Origin of the sequence: Candidatus Endomicrobiellum trichonymphae, assembly GCF_002355835.1 — a bacterium.
In the GTDB taxonomy this organism is placed as follows: Bacteria; Elusimicrobiota; Endomicrobiia; order Endomicrobiales; family Endomicrobiaceae; genus Endomicrobiellum; species Endomicrobiellum trichonymphae.
In genome coordinates this window covers 522,433-539,277 of the sequence record NZ_AP017459.1, presented here as the reverse complement: position 1 = coordinate 539,277, position 16,845 = coordinate 522,433, and the positions used below count along the sequence as shown (strand labels likewise).

The following is a 16,845-nucleotide window of genomic DNA, read 5'->3' as shown; positions in this document are numbered from 1 at the left end:
TTAGGTCGCTTAAAATAAATACCAAGACTCTTTGTCCTCAAATTAGACAGAAAAATTTTTTAGTTCGCTAACTTTGAGAGACAAGTCAGGTGTTGAATATCCAACAAAAACTGGTTTCGCACACAACTTTTTTTCGGAAGATTATCCAACTTTAGTTTCTATGTACTAAATACTATTTTTAGGATATTAAATTTATTTTAACATCAATTTACTTCAGTTATATTATAAATTTTTCACCACTTTGTCATCTTTGTCTATCCGGTATAAACTGTTAAATATCAATTACACTTTTTTTCTTTCGCCGCTCTGCCTTTTTCCACTTACTCCCTTTCTAATTCCCATCTCCGCTCTTTTTCAATTTATTTTATAATTAATGTTATTAACAGCAATGTTAAAAAATAATCTGAAATCAAAATAAATAGCATTGAATACATAACAGAACTTGTGGCTGCTCTTCTGACGCCTTCTGACCCTCCTTTTGTGTGTAGCATGCATGCCAAAATTATTGCGATAATCAAAGCGAAAAAACCGATTTTATAAAACCATGAAAAAAAGTTGACACCCTCATAAAATCCAAAACTTCAGACCAGTATGAACTTGAAGAAACTTCCCATAAACTTGTTGTAAGAATCATACCGCCGCATATTCCGATTATATTGGCAACCGCCGTAAGCGCCATAAAAAACAGGCTAAGAGTCTTGGGACGGCAAGAAATCTCACAGGACTTATCCCAAGCATATATAAAGCGTCAAGTTGTTCTGTAATTTTCATTGTGCCGAGTTCTGCCGTAATTGCGGCTCCGATTCTTCCGGTTATAACTATCGCCGTAAGAACGGGACATAATTCCATAGTCAAGAAAAAATTGGTTAAAAATATTTGTAGTTGCAGAACCAGTCTGAAGAGAAAAAACCATTCCGATGAAAAAAGACGTAAGTATTATTAATGTACTGTACTGCCAGAACAGCGTAGAACTATATCTGTTTTGCGCAGAGAATCTGTTAAAAAACATATAAAATTTATATATTGCGCCGTTGTTCATATCAATTCCCCAATAATACACTGCTGACTTTGTCCGCACCTGCTCTATCTTTTTTATTAAACAACAATTCTCGGCACGCGAACGGATATGGAGGACGTAACTTCATAATTTATCGTGTTTTGTATTTTTGCAAGTTCATCCACTTTTATATGTTCCTTGCCTTGCACTCCTATCAAAACCACTTCGTCTCCAAGCGTGACTCCTTTTACATCGGTTACATCTATCATTGTCATATCCATTGTAATTCTTCCAGCAATCGGACAGCGTTTTCCGCGCACCAAGACATCACACTTATTAGACAGCAATCTGTTATAGCCGTCAGCATATCCTACGGGAATCGTAGCAATAACCGAAGCTCTGTTTGTAACAAAAGTCCTTCCGTAACTTACGCAAAATCCAGCTGGAACTTTCTTTAAAAATATTATTTTTGTTTTCCATGAGAGAACGGACTTAAGTTTTAAAAATCTCTCTGCATGTTTAAAAGGCGTAAGTCCATAAATGCTTATTCCCGGACGCACCATATCGAGATGTGTGCGCTTATTTCTAAATAATGCCGCCGAATTTGCGGCATGTGCAATAAATTTTAATCCGAGATTTATGCGCGCAAATTTAACAATATTTGTAAAAATATCAAGCTGCTGTTGTGTAAAAACAGGGTCAGTATCCGCGACAGCAAAATGAGTGTACATGCCGGTCATGTTCGTTTTGGGCATCTGCACAATTTTTTGTAGTATGGGATACGAGGCTTCGGGTACCACTCCAATTCTTCCCATACCACTGTCTATCTTTAAATGAAAATTAATTTTTTTATTTAACCTTACTGCCCAATATTCTAAAGCCGCAAGTCCTGACATCGTGGAAATTGTAGGAGTTAGGGAATGGGCTACCGCAACCTGAAAATTTTCAAAAGGAAAAATATTCCCTAAAATCAAAATATTGCTCTTTATTCCGGCTTCCCTAAACTGTATTCCCTCTTCAAGCGAAGAAATACCAATCCAAGCTACTCCGGCTCTCTGAGTTTCTTTTGCAAGCGCAACTCCGCCGTGTCCGTAAGCATTAGCTTTTATAACAACCATAATTTTAGTATCTTTCGCAATATATTCTTTTATTTTTTTTAAATTAAAATGAAAATCACTTCTATCAATTTCAACCCAGTTTTGTCTAAAAAAAACCGTTTGTCTTGTTTTATTCGTTACGGCTACTACAGAGGGCATTTTTTTCTTCATTGATAATCATCTTGCACTTTGGATTCGTCAGAGAATTTAGTATATTCGCCTTCAAAAATCAAATTTATGTCGCCCGTCGGACCGTTTCTCTGTTTACCTATTATAAGAATAGCTTTTCTTTGTAAATCAGGATCTTCTCTGTTGTAATATCCTTCTCTGTAAAGCATTGCAACCACGTCGGCATCCTGTTCTATAGCGCCGGAATCTCTTAAATCAGAAAGCTGTGGTTTATTGTCTTTTCTTCCTCTGTCTTCCGTTCTCCTCGAAAGCTGTGATAAAACGACGACCGGTACATCCAAATCTTTTGCCAAAGCTTTAAGGGATCTGGAAATATCGGAAACTTCCTGCTGGCGTGACTCAAATTTTCTGCCTGAACCGTGTATAAATTGAATATAATCTATTATTATCAAAGCGAGCCGCTCCCCTTTAGTTTTAAGTTCTGTTGCAAGCTTTCTCGCCCTTATTCTGAGTTCTATAACGCTTATATTAGAATCGTCGTCAATAAAAATGGGAGCTCCCGCAATTTTTTCTGCTGCGCCGGTTAGTCTTGGCCAATCTGTACTGTTATATTGCCCGTTTCTTAATCTTCCGATATTAACTCTTGCCAAAGAAGCAAGGAATCTGATCATCAATGCTTCCTGTTTCATTTCGAGCGAAAAAATAGCAACAGGATTCTTTTTTACAACAGCTACGTGTTCTGCAATATTTAAGGCAAAAGCAGTTTTACCCATAGACGGACGTGCTGCTATGATTACAAGTTCCGACGGATGAAATCCAGTCGTTTTGGAATCAAAATCGGCAAAACCTGTCGAGAGTCCTGAAATTTCCTTTGGATTTGAATGCAGTTTTTCAAGTTTTTGAAGCATAGGTCTTACAAGCTTAGAAACGCTTGAAAACCCTTTTCTTCCTTTCTGCTGAGAAACATTAAACAAAGCAGCCTGAAATTTATCTAATATTTCATCTGGAGTGTTTTGTTCGTTGAATGCATTACTTACCATTGCAGAACCTATGTTGATAAGCTGTCTTGAAATTGATTTGTCGCGTATAATCGAAGCATAATGTTCTGCGTTTGCGGCAGTATGTACGGAATCAATCAATTCTGTAAGATAATGTGTGCCTCCTACTTTAGAAAACATAGCGTTCTTTTTCAGAGCTTCAGATACTATAAGCAAATCAACCGGATGGTTCCCAATATAAAGATCGTTGATGACTAAAAAGATTTGTCTGTGTATCTCTTTGTAAAAATCATTTTCGTTTATTATATCCATAACTTTCAAAATGGCTTCTTTTTCTATAAGCATTGCACCTAATACCGACATTTCTACATCTACAGCCTGAGGTGAAACTTTTTCAATTATATTTGCCATTTTTTATTCCAATAATAATGAAAATAATATTATTCTTTTTCATTTATAACAGAAAGCTTTATCTTTGCAACAACTTCTGGATGAAACCTTACGCTTATTTCGTGATCGCCGATTTCTTTTATATTATCCGAAAGAATAATATCGCGTTTATTTACTTTAAAACCGTTATCTTCAAAAATTTTTACGAGAGTTGCAGTTGTTATTGAACCGAAAATCTTGCCGTTTTCACCTATTTTAACTTTTGCAGTAAATTTCGAAGCTTCCATTTTAGAAGCAATTTCTCTTGCAGAATTGATTATTTCTTCTCTATGTTTTTCCAGTATTCCTCTTTCCCTTTTCCAAATTTTAAGGTTGAGGTCGTTGGCTTCCATAACAAGACTTTGCGGAATAAGATAATTTCTAGCAAATCCCGCCGAGACTTCTTTTATTTCGCCCTGCCGTCCGACATTGGCAATGTCGGACTTCAATATAACTTTCATTTTTCCTCCGGCACCTAAATTCATCGCGGGCACAAAGCGTCAATTTACTGTAAAAGGCAAAAGCGCAATCATTCTTGCTCTTTTAATTGCTGTATCAAGTTCTCTTTGATGTTTTGCACATGTGCCGGTCATACGTCCCGAAAGTATTTTGCCCTTTTCAGTTACAAACGTGTGAAGCAGGCTTAAATTCTTGTAATCTATCTCAACTTTATCAGCACAGAAACGGCAAACTTTTTTCCTTATCGGTCCGTTTCTTCTAAACTTTCCGGCAGGACGACCATAAGCGTCAGTCGAATACTTTTGAGGTTTTGCCTGCCCTGCAGGTTTTCTTATAAATGTCATATTTCCCCCTCCAATATTTTAAAACGGTATATTTTCATCATCATCGACGGTGTTATCAGACTGTTCCTGTAATTCATTTATACTATCAATAGGTTTTGCGTCTATAGCTGAGGATTCCTGTTTTATTGTGAAAAGAAACTGAACTCTTGAAGCCACAACTTCCAGACGACTTCTTTTTATACCGTCTTTTCCTTCCCATTTATTTGTCTTAAGTCTTCCTTCCACATACACAGGAAGTCCCTTTTTCAAACGCTCGCCGCATCTTTCCGCCTGATTGTTCCAAACAATAATTGGAACAAACGTCGGCTCGGCATCTTTCCAATCGCCGGTAACTGGATCTTTCATTCTTCCGCTGATAGCTATATCAAAAGAGCAGACAGCTTTTCCCGTGACTGTGCGTCTCAATTCCGGATCTCTTGTAAGTCTACCCACAATAATAACGCTGTTTTGTTCAGGCAAGCGGAAACTGTTTTGCTCCTGGCTCATTTTATTTCACCTTTGTCATTTGTAGTTTTTGCCGCCTGCGGTTCTGACTTGGCAGTCTTTTTTGCAACAACTTTCTTTTTTTCAATTTTAACCGTCAGGAATCTTACGATTAAATCGTTAAATTTGAAAAAGCTTTCAAGCGCGTTTACCGCCTCGCCGTTACCGCTAAATTCCGTATAAACATAACTTCCTTCACGGAGTTTGTTAATCGGATAAGCAAATCTTTTCTTTCCAAACTGCTGCGACATTTTAAAGGTTCCTTTCGAGTCTTCAATGATTTTTACTGCTTTTGTGGTGAGTTCTTCAATTTTTTCTGCTGGCACTTCGGGAGAAATAATAAATATGCTCTCGTAATTCATACTTTACAGCTCCTTTTTGGAATTCCCTTAAGAATTTATCCTCAAATAAAACCTCTGTTCTTTGGGATTTAGCCTTACGCAATATACGCAAAGCAAAGTTTACCCACTATTATATACAAAATAAATAGTTTTTTCAATAACATGTTAAATCAGAATCTGGCAAAATTTTCAATATTTTCGTCATTTTGAAATTAAATAACAAAAGAATAGAAAATGACAGAACTTTTCATAAATATTGTTTCCAAAGGTGTTTTTAAAAATTTGCAAAAGTTCAAAGCTTTCTTTTCCCAAAAATAAGATTTTTTCTATAACTAAAAAATTAGATGGGTTCTATAGTCTGCTTCTCTGTTTTAAAAAAAATAGCTACATGATAAAAACAAAAGTGCAGGTTATTGCTGTTAAACTATTTTGTATCAATATCTTTTTTATATATCTTCATTTATTTCCAAAAATTTTACTAAAAAAATTATCGCTTTGGTATTTAGAGTCTTTTGGAACTTCGCCCATAGATTTTGCGTATTCAAAAAGCGCTAGTTTCTGCTCATCGTTCATAGATTTAGGAACAGAAATATTTATTTTAACGTAAAGATCACCTTTGTTTTTTCTCCCGAGTTTAGGGAATCCCTGTTTCCGCACTCTTAAAATAGTTCCTGGCTGCGTTGATGGCGGGATTTTCACCTTTATATGACCTTCTATAACAGGCACTTCATATTCAATCCCCATTGCCGCCTGTGAAAAAGAGACAGAAATTTCCGTATATAAATCATCGCCTTTTCTTTCAAAACCAGCAGTTTGTTTCATATGCACTATAACATATAAGTCGCCTGATAGAGATCCGTTAGAACCTGCATTGCCGGACCCCGCAATTTTTAAAGAAGTGCCTTCGTCAACACCAGCGGGAACTCTCACCTTAATAGGTTTTCTCTTATTTGCAGTGCCTTCACCTCTGCATTCGGGACAGGGGTTATTTATAATAATTCCATTGCCTTTACATTGAGAACATTCCTGACTGAATGAGAAAAAACCTTGCGAATACTTTACTTGACCTTTACCTTTACATTGAGGACACTGTTTTGGTACGGAACCGTCTTTACTGCCAGTTCCGCGACAAACAAAACAGATTTCTCTCTTAGGTATGTCAATGGAGATTTTCGTCCCTTTCATCGCGTCAAGGTAAGAAACTTCGACATCATAACGCAAATCTTCACCGCGTCTTTGCGAAGCTCTATTTTTAGCGCGACTGGAACCGCCGCTGAAAATATCACCAAAAATATCGCCGAATATATCGCCCACACTTGAAAAGTCTCCACTATACTGCGTATAGCTACCCTTTCCGCCAAAAGGATTCCTGCCGTCGGGCATTCCTCCCGCTGCATCATGTCCAAAGGTATCGTATTGTTGTCTTTTTTGAACATCTGAAAGCATTTCGTAAGCTTCGTTTATCTCTTTAAACTTTTCTTCGGCTTCTTTATCTCCTTGATTTTTGTCGGGATGATATTTTAAAGCCAGCTTTCTGTAAGCTGACTTTATTTCATCCACCGAAGCGGTTTTACTAACTTCAAGCACTTCATAATAATCACGTTTCATTTTGTTTTTTTTCCTCAGTTTATCCATTCTGAAATCAGCAAACCGAACTATAATCCAAAAATAATATGTCCCAGTTTAGAGTTATCGGCAATCCATTTTAGTTATTTTATTACTTCAATAATTCTGTAGAAATGTTTCATTTAAAAGCTCTTACTACTTTTCGCCATTTACTTTCCCAACCCACTCAAAGTATTTGCTTCCCATTATTATCAATAGAAATAGAACCACTCTTTTTCAATAAAATTTCAACCGAGTAATTTTCAAAAGTACAATTTGTTAACCTAATTCTGCCAATTTTAAATTCATTACCATATGTTTTATAAAAACTAGTACCTTCATCTACACATTTAATAAACTCTCCGGCAGGAGTGTATATATCCGCTATCGTTTTAAAAGATTATCCCGATTGTTGTCTTATTTCAAATAATGTATTATTGTCTAATTTACAAACCCATAAATTAGCATATTCGTTCATTTTTAACTCAATTTTCTTACCTTGTTCTCCTATTTCCGTTTGCAACTGCTAATGTTCCATCAGAATAATAAATCGGAATCTTTGTTGCGTATGGATAAACTTTCAGTTCTAACAATTTCTATTAAATTGATATTTTTCATATTTTAAAATTACAGGAACATTACTAAGTTTATTTGTCATAATTGTAACAGTTGGAACATTTTGAAAAATTAAAGTATTTCTTTCATTCATAATATCCATCCCCGTCAAGCGGGGATGGATATTATGAAACAGAAAGCTTACTTGTTATTCTTTATTCTCATCCACAATTTCTGCATCAACCACTTTCCCTCTGTTATCGGCAGTCTGCTGCGAATTGCCTTGAGACTGTCCCTGCGCTGCACCTTGAGTGTCTTGCACTTGCGAAGCTTTATACACTACTTCGGCGAGTTTGTGAGAAGCTGTTGTCAATGCCTCTTTTGCCGATTTAATTGTCGCAACATCGCTGCCTTTTAAAGCGTCTTTTGCTGCAGTCAGTGACTGTTCGATTATAAGCCGCTCATCGGCAGAAACTTTATCGCCGTGATCTTTCAAACTTTTCTCAACTGAATAAATAAGATTGTCGGCTTCGTTTCTAACTTCAATCTCTTCTTTGCGTTTTACGTCTTCGGAAGCATATTGTTCCGCTTCTTTTACGTATTTGTCTATATCGTCTTTTGAAAGTTTTGTTGACGATGATATTTTAATAGACTGTTCTTTGCCTGTTCCTTTATCTTTTGCCGAAACGTGCAAAATGCCGTTTGCATCTATATCAAAAGTAACTTCAATCTGAGGAACTCCTCTAGGCGCCGGCGGTATTCCGTCAAGCATAAATCTGCCGAGCGATAAATTGTCTTTTGCCATAGCTCTCTCGCCCTGCAGAACATTAATTTCAACGCTCGGCTGATTGTCAGCAGCTGTTGAAAATACCTGGGAACGTTTTGCAGGAACAGTTGTATTTCTGTCTATCAAAGAAGTTCTCACGCCTCCCATAGTTTCGAGTCCGAGCGTAAGCGGAGTAACATCTAAAAGAAGAATGTCTTTGACATCGCCTGTCAATACTGCTGCCTGAACGGCTGCCCCAAAGCATACGCATTCCATAGGATCTATTCCACGTTCTGCCTTTTTGCCGACATGATCTTCCGCAAATTTCTGAACGATTGGCATTCTGGTAGGTCCTCCCACCAAAATTATTTTTGTGACCGTTTCAGCCGTAAGCTTCGCATCTTTTACAGCCTGATCGATTGAAGCTTTACATCTTTCAACTATATGTCTTACAAGATTTTCAAGCGTTGCTCTCGTAAATTTCATCGCCAAATGCTTAGGACCTGAGGCATCAGCCGTAATAAACGGAAGATTGATATCAGTTTCCAAAACATTTGAAAGTTCGATTTTTGCTTTTTCGGCAGCTTCTTTTAAACGCTGAACCGCCATTTTGTCATTGCGCAAATCTATCCCGTTTGTTTTCTTAAAATCTTCAGCAATATAGTCAATTAAAGCATTGTCCATATCGGTTCCGCCCAGCTGCGTATCGCCTGAAGTTGAGAGAACTTCAAACGTACCCTCCGCTCCCATTTCCATAATTGTTACGTCAAGAGTTCCGCCGCCGAGATCAAAAACCAATATCTTCTGTTCTTTGCCAACCTTGTCTATGCCATAAGCGAGCGATGCCGCCGTAGGTTCGTTTACAAGTCTTACAACTTCAAGACCGGCAATTGCACCCGCGTCTTTTGTAGCCTGCCTCTGATCGTCGTTAAAATAAGCGGGAACTGTGATAACGGCTTTTGTTATTGTTTCGCCCAGATAAGCCTCTGAATCCTTTTTAATCTTTTGAAGAATAAAAGCCGAAAGCTGCTGTGGAGTAAATTCTTTGCCGTTTACTTTGTATTTATAATTCGTTCCCATCTTTCTCTTAAAAGCATTTATCGTTCCTTCTGGATTTGTAACTGCTTGTCTTCTTGCAGGTTCACCGACTAAAAGTTGCCCATCCTTTGTAAAAGCAACATAAGATGGAAATGCCTTGCCACCCAGTGTTGTTCCTTCAGCCGAAGGAATAAGAGTGGTTTTTCCGCCTTCCATAACAGCCGCTGCCGAATTTGATGTCCCTAAATCTATGCCAATAATCTTTGCCATAATACTCCTCCTATATCAATCCCTTTTTGTCGTAAAGTAAGAATACTTTGCCTCTAAAGCAGCAGCTTTTTAATAGTAGACACTTATTTTCTTTTTCTTTCCGTTTCTTATTTTTCATTCCCCACTATGTTCTCCTTATTGTTTTTTGCTACTTTAACTTTTGCCGCTCTAATTAACTTTTCGTTCATTTTATATCCTTTTTGGTAAACCTCTAAAATTTTTCCGTCTTCTTCTTCGCTTCCAATATATTCTAAAGCTTCGCATATATTCGGGTCAAACTTATCGCATTCTATTTCTTTAACACCTTCTTCCTTCAGCATTTTTGAAAATTCCTTGCTTATCATTTCAAGACCGAGCACTATGCTTTCTATATTGTTTCCTAATTTCGCACTTTTTAAAGCCTGTCTTAAAACGTCGTCAATGCTGATTTGTTTAAGAAGAATTTTCTCTTTTCCCCATTCTAAATAATCTTTTTTTTCTTTTTCGGAGCGCCTTATGTAATTTTCAAAATCAGCTTTGAGCCTTAAAAGCTGATCGTAATAATCTTGCGCTTGCTTTTTTTTCTCTTCAATAGACTGTTTTAAAATTTCAAGCTCACAAATCTTTTCGTCTCTTGCTTTATTGTAGTTACAGTCATGTATTTCCTGTTCGATTAGAATTCTTTGTTTCTTGTTTTCCAAATTGCCCCTCCCCCCTTCTTAGTAACTGTCTGTGTCTGAATAATCTTATGCAGACGCATATTACCAGTACGTTATTTAACTCATTTCTTTAAAAAACCTGTTTAACATTTCAGAAATACGATTCACAAGCAACATCATTTTTTCATACTCCATACGTTTAGGCCCGATAATTCCCAAAACGCCAACTGCCCGCTCTCGGTTTTTGTATGTTGTTGTTATCATGCTTAAATCTTTAAGTCCGTCAAGCGTATTTTCCGAACCTATCTTTACATTTATTCCGCCGCTGTTAAAATCCTTATTTATTATCTCTATAAATTTTTCTTTATCTTCATTAAATTTTATAAGAAGCTTTACCGGTTCAAAATCGCTGAAATCCGGAGCAGCAACTACATTTGACGTACCATCTATATAAATATCGTCCTGTACATTGTAAAAAACGTAGCTTATTTTTTCAGCAATTTTTAAAATTTCGGATTCATTCTGTCTGAAATCTTTTATTTCTGAAATAATTTTTCTATTTGCCTGCGCAATCGATATGCCTCTTAATTTTTCATTTAAAAAATTTCTTAACTTACCCAGCTGCACATAGGCAAGATAAGCTTTTACTTTTTTATGTTTTACCATACCGCTTTGAGTAAGTAGTATAACTAAAAGATCTTCTTCTGAAATCTGAACAAGCTCGATATTTTTTATTTTGTCATACTGCGCTTTAGGAGTCATAACAAAACCTGTATATTGAGAAAGTCCTGACAAAATACGGGAAGTTTCCGAAAGGATATCTTCTATTTCATTGTGTTTTCCCTCATACTCTCTTTTTATCCTTTCTTCTTCTTCAATGGCATAACTTTGGAGCTTGACAAGACTATCGACATAAGATCTGTACCCTTTGTCAGTAGGAATTCTACCTGAAGATGTGTGAGGATGTGTCAAGTATCCGTCTTCTTCAAGTTCTGCCATCAAATTTCTGACTGTCGCCGGGGAAAGAGAAATGTTATACTCTTTTATTAAAACATCTGATCCTACAGGTTTTCCTATCCTAATATAATGATGTATAACGGCATTCAGTATCTTAGTTTTTCTCTCTTTCAAAACTTCCAACGCTGTATGCCGCATTTTGTCCCTTTAAAATTTATTTTAGCAATCATCACATCTTAGCACTCACAATGGTAAAGTGCTAATAATTTTAGCACTAACATTGAATTATGTCAAGAGCGCATTTTAGCCAATTGTGGGAATATTGACGAAATAGATAATAATATCGTATTATATATGAAGTATTTTTCTATATCAGGGTATCGAGATGCAAAATGAAATAGTAATAGCTGGTTTCGGCGGGCAAGGTGTTCTCTTGGCCGGAACTTTAATTGCACAGGCAGCAATAGAACAGGGATTACATACAACGTGGTTCCCGTCTTACGGGGCCGAAATGCGCGGAGGTACAGCAAATTCTACAGTCGTCGTATCAAGCGATGAAATAGGTTCCCCTCTTGCTTTCAATCCAGACACTCTGATAGCATTGAACGAGCCGTCATTAAACAAATTTATATCCAGAGTTATTGACAATGCCATAGTAATTGCCAATTCTTCAATTATACCACAGAATATGGAATATAAAGTAAAACCTTACTTCATACCTGTAACCGATATTGCAGATAAAGAAATCAAAAACTTGAGAACTGCAAACACAGTTGCAGTGGGAACGTTGATAAGAATTCTTGAACTACACCGCTTTAATATTCAACAAAATACTGATGAAAAAGGTATTACTCTAAAAAGCGTGCTGTCTGCGTGCGAAAAGATTTTTGCTTCAAAACCGCAGCTTATTGAAACAAACAAAAAAAGCAATTCAAGCAGGATATGATTTTATAAAATAATCTATAATTTTTTGGTTATTAACAAACAAACTTAATTTATAACTTAATTAAGTAGTTTTTATATTTTTTATTTATCTGCCAGACACTGAAAAGCAAGAAACAAAATCTCAAGTACTTCATTTAGCCATGATGAGTTAAGAGGATAAAATGAATATAAGATCAGCAAGAGTTATGGATGTAAAAGAAATACACAAACTTGTTGAATATCACGCAAACAATAAAGAAATGCTACACAGATCTCTAAGCGCAATATATGAAAATATTCAAGAGTTTGTCGTTCTTGAAAGCGAAGATAACATAGTCGGTTGCGGAGCGTTGCATGTTTCGTGGGAAAATCTTGCAGAAATAAAAGCTTTAGCAGTATCTGACAAATATAAAGGACAGGGATTTGGCAGAAAAATAGTCAAAATACTTCAAGATAATGCCAAAAATCTGGGAGTAAGCAGGGTTTTTGCCTTGAGTTTTAAACCTAAATTTTTTATAAAGTTAGGATACGAAATAATTCCTAAAGAAACTCTTCCGCACAAAATATGGAGCGAATGCATTAACTGTCACTTATTTTCAGAGTGCGGCGAAGTTCCGTTATTAATAACGCTTAAATAAAAATTATTCCTATTATAGTATAATGATTTCTCAAACTGGCGATAATACAACACTTGAGTTTGACAAAAAAGTGTAAACATGGTGAACTGAAAAAATATCAAAACATTAAGAACTGTTTTTTTACAAAATATATGTAAAGCTTAGAGATCTTTAAGCCGGGGTGGTGGAATTGGCAGACACGTGAGACTCAAAATCTCAAGTTGCTTAGGCGGCGTGCGGGTTCAAGTCCCGCCCTCGGCATTAATATAAATTTTATTTTTATACCTTTTATAAGTATTTAAAGACAATTCCTGCGAGAATGAAGTGAAAATATTTGTCTATATGCTAAAATTCTGATGATGATGAGAAAAAATCTCCTGAAACCAGATATAAAACAAAAAAACCTTATTCTCGCTATTTTAAGTTTTTTTTTTATAAATCTGCAATTAATATTTATCTGACTTTTCTAAAATATAAACATTCACATCTTTAAACCTCCAAGACTTCTCTTCCTTTGCATTATTTACGCCTAAATCTATACGTTTTCCTCTTATAAGAGATCCCTTGTCACCGGCATATCCGTAACCATATCCTGGAATAAATAAGCGTGTTTTTAAAGGTATGACATTAGGATCAACAGCTACTATTCCTCTTTGCATTTTTTGTCCGAGAAAAGTTATTGTTCCGTCTTTCCATGCAAGAGGATCGCCCGGATAATATGCTGTGGCAACCATTTTGATTTTTTTTGCTTTTGACAAATCATAAATCTTTTCTATTGCGTTATTTGCTTTAAACAATACAAGACGGGAATATTCTCTTGCCATAGTCTGTTCATTTACAACATTTGTATTATATAAAATGCCGTTATAAGAAATTTTATTAATGGTTTTTATTATGTTCTTTTCTTTACCTTTTTGAAGTTCAACTTTTCTTAGATTAGAATTATACTTTCTGCTCCACGTCACTTTAAAAGGCGTATTTTCAATGATTTTTTTTTGTTCTTTTGTAACATGAATAATTTTTACTGTTTGCAAAGGCTTTATGGGTTTACTGATATCATGCGAGACTATATCGTCATCATTAAGAAAAATACCATTTTTATCTAAAACAGTTTTTAAAGATATGTTTTTATAAGGCTTTACGGTGTAAGTTTTTTCGCCGGTATTGATATAAGCCCGCGTGAACATAAGTGTTATTGCCGAAAAAATACTTGCCAGTACTAAAATCCCAAGCGCGATAAACGATAATTTTAAGATATTTACAAAAAATCTAATATTCATTATTCAAATAGGGTCGCATTTTGAACCGTACGCAGACTTCTTTTGCGATTTTCTCAACTTTTGAAATATCAAATCCCGGAAACTCTACAGCAGTTATGACAACTTCGGGGATATGGTTTTTTGCTTCTTCGGCAAACTTTATTATTTCATTAAACGACTCTTCCTTAAACATAGGATGATTGAGTTCGTTATGTTCTTTGGGATTTGAGCCGTTTAAACTTATCGAAATAACCTCGACAAGCCCTTTTAATTCAGGCAGAATATTTTTACCGTAATAACGGTTTGCAAGACCGGCAGTATTAATTCTCACTTTCCCGCTGTTTTCTTTTATCCATTTTGAAATTTCTTTTACCGATTCAAGATTAATCAAAGAATCGCCGTATCCGCAAAAAATTACTTCGTTATATTTTTTAGGATCTCCTATAGCTTCTATAACTTCTTCACATGACGGCTCTTTTTCAAGTTTTAAATCGTTACCTTTGAATTTGTTAGCCCACTTGTGTTTTATGCAGTACGGGCATGCCATCATACACCTGTTGGTTATATTTAAATAAAGATTATCTCCAAAGACATAAGAAACAGTATTCATAATAAATTCCATGATTAAAGTCCTGCGGCTACTTATAAACATTTTATTGAAAAATCAATGCTTTATTTTTGTGAGGATAAAAAACTGCATAACTCTTATGCCTGCCGGCAGACATATAATCCCACAGGAAAAATTAATAGAATGTCGTTTTCCGGATTTGGTTTTAGAAATCTGTCTTTTGCCGTATGCCCTTTCAAACGACACTTCTGAATCAAATTCCAAACTAAATTTATTTATTCAGAATGACAGAGCTATAAGTTAAATGCCAAAAAGTTTCAGTGCATTCTGCGTTGTTATCTGCACCACTTCATTAATTAATATATTTTTTATTGCCGCAATTTCTTTTAAAGTCTCAGCTATATAAGACGGCTCATTTCTTTGTCCTCTGTATTTTTGAGGAGCAAGATACGGACAATCAGTTTCAACTAATAATTTGTTTAAATCAGTCTCAAAAACAACCTGTTTTAAATTATCTGATTTCTTGTATGTTACAGGGCCGTTAATGCCGAGTAAAAATCCCATTTCAATAAACATTTTTGCCTGTTTAGGAGTACCTGAAAAACAGTGGATAACTCCTTTGGGAACATTTTTATATTTTTTAAAAAAATCAATCATTTCATCATAAGCATCTCGACAGTGAATGATAACCGCCTTGTTATATTTAACTGCAATATCAATTTGTTTAAAAAAAGATTCTTTTTGAGTATTAGTATTTTGCAACGAAGAGTCATAATGATAATCTAAACCTATTTCGCCAATAGCTATACATTTTTTATCTTGAATTAAAACTTGAAGTTTATAATAATCCTCTCGCGTTGCTTTAGTCGTTTCAATAGGATGAACGCCGACCGATAAAAAAATATTATCTCGCTTTGAAAGTTCTAAAGCTCTATCCCAATAACGCATTTCACAAGCTATTTCAAAAATTTTCTCTATACCGCAATCAAAAGCTTTTTGTATAACGATCTCTCTGTCGTTGTCAAATCTTGAATCTGACATATGAGCGTGGGTGTCAATAATCATTTTTTCTTTTGTTCAACTTACCTCTTCCTCAAAAACATTTGTTTCTTCTTTATCGTACCACTTATTTTTCGTCATTGGAACAGATGGAAAACCTGTTTTTAAAAATTCTATATAAGTCTTGCGATATTTGGGACAATGCAGCACGGCATAAATATAATTTAATATATATTCAGGGGCGGGCTTAAATGAAAGTGTATCTAAATATTCTTTATAAAACTTTTTTGTAAAATTCGGTGTCGGTGTTTCTGCTTCTTGTAACATATTGTATTTATAAATAAAAAGCGGAACGATATAAACTGCATCGCTATGTAAATGACGGTCTATTATATTCCTGCCTATAAAGATTCTGTTATAAATATCTGTATTTGCGTTGAAAACTCTCGTAAAACATAATCCGATATTATTTTTACCATCGAAGTGTTCCATTGTTCTATAGCGAGGCCTGCCCATGAAAGCATTTGATTTTTTACTTAACGATGAAAATCTAAAATCAAAAATTCTATGCTGAATAAGCCTTTGATTATAATTTTTAATTAAATCTTCACGCGCTTCTTTTAATTTCCAATTTGTTTTATCTGTAATTTTATATTTTTTTTCTTAAGTTTTCGTCGTTTAAAATAGAAAAATTTTTCTTTAAATCAAGCAAATCTTTTTCACGATAATGTATTACAATTTTATAATTTCCCATTCCAACCCCGCTGTTATAATTATACAAAATATTTATTATTTAAAAAAAACTATTATATATATTTTCTTCTTTCAAATCATGAGGGATAAAAAAATAATTTCCTGTTTCTTGAGGATTAAGTTTTTTCCATTTTAAAGAAGATAGAGTTTTTGTTTCCAAGAGATTTAATTTTTCGTTTCCCGTAACAATATTGTCTGCGAGTACCGAAATATTTTTGTCATTTTCACCTTTTCTTGTGTTTCCGTGCAAATTCAATATATAAATCTCGTCAAACGTTTCCATCAAAGACTTGCGCATTTGTCTGTGCGTTATTCCATTTAACCAACTGTTATTAGTTATTATTCCCACCACTCCCCAACCGTGCTCTACTATTTTCCACTGGGCAAATCTCATAAACTTTATATATAAATCGCTTAAACTTATTCTCTTATCGTTAAGTCCTTTTTTATAATCATCTAAAAGCGTATCAATTTACCTTTTTCTGCTCTACTTTTTCCACTAAAATACGTTAGTTAGATATATGGGCAATCTTTCCTCTTGCGTTATTTCTATGCCGTTGTCTTTTAAGTATTTAGTCAAAATTATATGAGACAGTATATAAGGTGTGAAAAGCAGTTC

The 16,845-nt window shown here is 35.1% G+C and carries 18 protein-coding genes, 1 tRNA gene and 1 pseudogene; 3 read left to right on the top strand and 17 right to left on the bottom strand.

The annotated features are described in order from the left end of the window. Positions 1-359: 359 nt before the first annotated feature. From RSTT_RS07055 to hrcA, 11 genes and pseudogenes are all read right to left on the bottom strand, one after another. Positions 360-849: pseudogene (locus tag RSTT_RS07055) on the bottom strand (MlaE family ABC transporter permease). Positions 850-1,095: 246 nt separating this feature from the next. Next, positions 1,096-2,265, bottom strand: a complete 1,170-nt coding sequence (alr, locus tag RSTT_RS02665; protein WP_095558771.1) for an alanine racemase — start codon at positions 2,263-2,265, stop codon at positions 1,096-1,098. Further along, positions 2,262-3,632, bottom strand: coding sequence for a replicative DNA helicase (gene dnaB, locus RSTT_RS02660; RefSeq protein WP_096525575.1), 1,371 nt, complete (start codon positions 3,630-3,632; stop codon positions 2,262-2,264). Before dnaB ends, alr begins: the two co-directional genes overlap by 4 nt. 29 nt (positions 3,633-3,661) lie before the next feature. After that, positions 3,662-4,111 (bottom strand): 50S ribosomal protein L9, encoded by a 450-nt coding sequence (gene rplI / locus RSTT_RS02655; protein ID WP_172412832.1) that lies wholly within the window; start codon positions 4,109-4,111, stop codon positions 3,662-3,664. A gap of 39 nt (positions 4,112-4,150) precedes the next feature. Beyond that, positions 4,151-4,453, bottom strand: a complete 303-nt coding sequence (gene rpsR, locus RSTT_RS02650; RefSeq protein WP_015423372.1) for a 30S ribosomal protein S18 — start codon at positions 4,451-4,453, stop codon at positions 4,151-4,153. 18 nt (positions 4,454-4,471) lie between these two features. Further along, complete coding sequence (locus RSTT_RS02645; protein ID WP_096525573.1) at positions 4,472-4,939, bottom strand: single-stranded DNA-binding protein; 468 nt, start codon at positions 4,937-4,939, stop codon at positions 4,472-4,474. Further along, on the bottom strand, positions 4,936-5,298 hold the full coding sequence (rpsF, locus tag RSTT_RS02640; protein WP_096525572.1) for a 30S ribosomal protein S6: 363 nt from the start codon (positions 5,296-5,298) through the stop codon (positions 4,936-4,938). Before rpsF ends, RSTT_RS02645 begins: the two co-directional genes overlap by 4 nt. 435 nt (positions 5,299-5,733) lie before the next feature. Beyond that, positions 5,734-6,885, bottom strand: coding sequence for a molecular chaperone DnaJ (dnaJ, locus tag RSTT_RS02635; RefSeq protein WP_096526010.1), 1,152 nt, complete (start codon positions 6,883-6,885; stop codon positions 5,734-5,736). 760 nt (positions 6,886-7,645) lie between these two features. Beyond that, entirely contained in the window at positions 7,646-9,511 is a 1,866-nt protein-coding gene (gene dnaK / locus RSTT_RS02630; RefSeq protein WP_172412831.1) for a molecular chaperone DnaK, read from the bottom strand. 107 nt (positions 9,512-9,618) lie between these two features. Further along, entirely contained in the window at positions 9,619-10,191 is a 573-nt protein-coding gene (locus tag RSTT_RS02625) for a nucleotide exchange factor GrpE (protein WP_015423367.1), read from the bottom strand. A 75-nt stretch (positions 10,192-10,266) separates the two neighbouring features. After that, positions 10,267-11,304, bottom strand: a complete 1,038-nt coding sequence (gene hrcA, locus RSTT_RS02620; protein ID WP_096525570.1) for a heat-inducible transcriptional repressor HrcA — start codon at positions 11,302-11,304, stop codon at positions 10,267-10,269. A gap of 187 nt (positions 11,305-11,491) precedes the next feature. Between hrcA and RSTT_RS02615 the strand changes: the two genes are divergently transcribed. From RSTT_RS02615 to RSTT_RS02605, 3 genes are all read left to right on the top strand, one after another. Continuing rightward, on the top strand, positions 11,492-12,052 hold the full coding sequence (locus RSTT_RS02615) for a 2-oxoacid:ferredoxin oxidoreductase subunit gamma family protein (RefSeq protein WP_096525569.1): 561 nt from the start codon (positions 11,492-11,494) through the stop codon (positions 12,050-12,052). A 160-nt stretch (positions 12,053-12,212) separates the two neighbouring features. Beyond that, positions 12,213-12,668: an N-acetyltransferase gene (locus RSTT_RS02610; protein ID WP_096525568.1), complete on the top strand. Its 456-nt coding sequence runs from the start codon at positions 12,213-12,215 to the stop codon at positions 12,666-12,668. A 154-nt stretch (positions 12,669-12,822) separates the two neighbouring features. Further along, positions 12,823-12,908 (top strand) — tRNA-Leu (locus tag RSTT_RS02605). Positions 12,909-13,093: 185 nt separating this feature from the next. On the opposite strand, the gene RSTT_RS02600 is transcribed toward RSTT_RS02605, so the two are convergent. The 6 genes from RSTT_RS02600 to RSTT_RS02580 all read right to left on the bottom strand — a co-directional run bounded on the left by RSTT_RS02600 (position 13,094) and on the right by RSTT_RS02580 (position 16,620). Next, positions 13,094-13,927 (bottom strand): 3D domain-containing protein, encoded by an 834-nt coding sequence (locus tag RSTT_RS02600; protein ID WP_096525567.1) that lies wholly within the window; start codon positions 13,925-13,927, stop codon positions 13,094-13,096. After that, complete coding sequence (locus RSTT_RS02595) at positions 13,917-14,528, bottom strand: TatD family nuclease-associated radical SAM protein (RefSeq protein ID WP_015423362.1); 612 nt, start codon at positions 14,526-14,528, stop codon at positions 13,917-13,919. The genes RSTT_RS02600 and RSTT_RS02595 overlap by 11 nt, the downstream gene beginning before the upstream one ends. A 42-nt stretch (positions 14,529-14,570) precedes the next feature. Further along, positions 14,571-14,738 (bottom strand): hypothetical protein, encoded by a 168-nt coding sequence (locus RSTT_RS06135; protein ID WP_172412830.1) that lies wholly within the window; start codon positions 14,736-14,738, stop codon positions 14,571-14,573. 36 nt (positions 14,739-14,774) lie between these two features. Beyond that, entirely contained in the window at positions 14,775-15,539 is a 765-nt protein-coding gene (locus tag RSTT_RS02590; protein ID WP_096525566.1) for a TatD family hydrolase, read from the bottom strand. 12 nt (positions 15,540-15,551) lie between these two features. Then, positions 15,552-16,121: a type ISP restriction/modification enzyme gene (locus tag RSTT_RS02585; RefSeq protein ID WP_172412898.1), complete on the bottom strand. Its 570-nt coding sequence runs from the start codon at positions 16,119-16,121 to the stop codon at positions 15,552-15,554. Between the two features lie 145 nt (positions 16,122-16,266). Continuing rightward, positions 16,267-16,620, bottom strand: coding sequence for a hypothetical protein (locus RSTT_RS02580; RefSeq protein ID WP_096525564.1), 354 nt, complete (start codon positions 16,618-16,620; stop codon positions 16,267-16,269). Positions 16,621-16,845 lie beyond the last annotated feature (225 nt).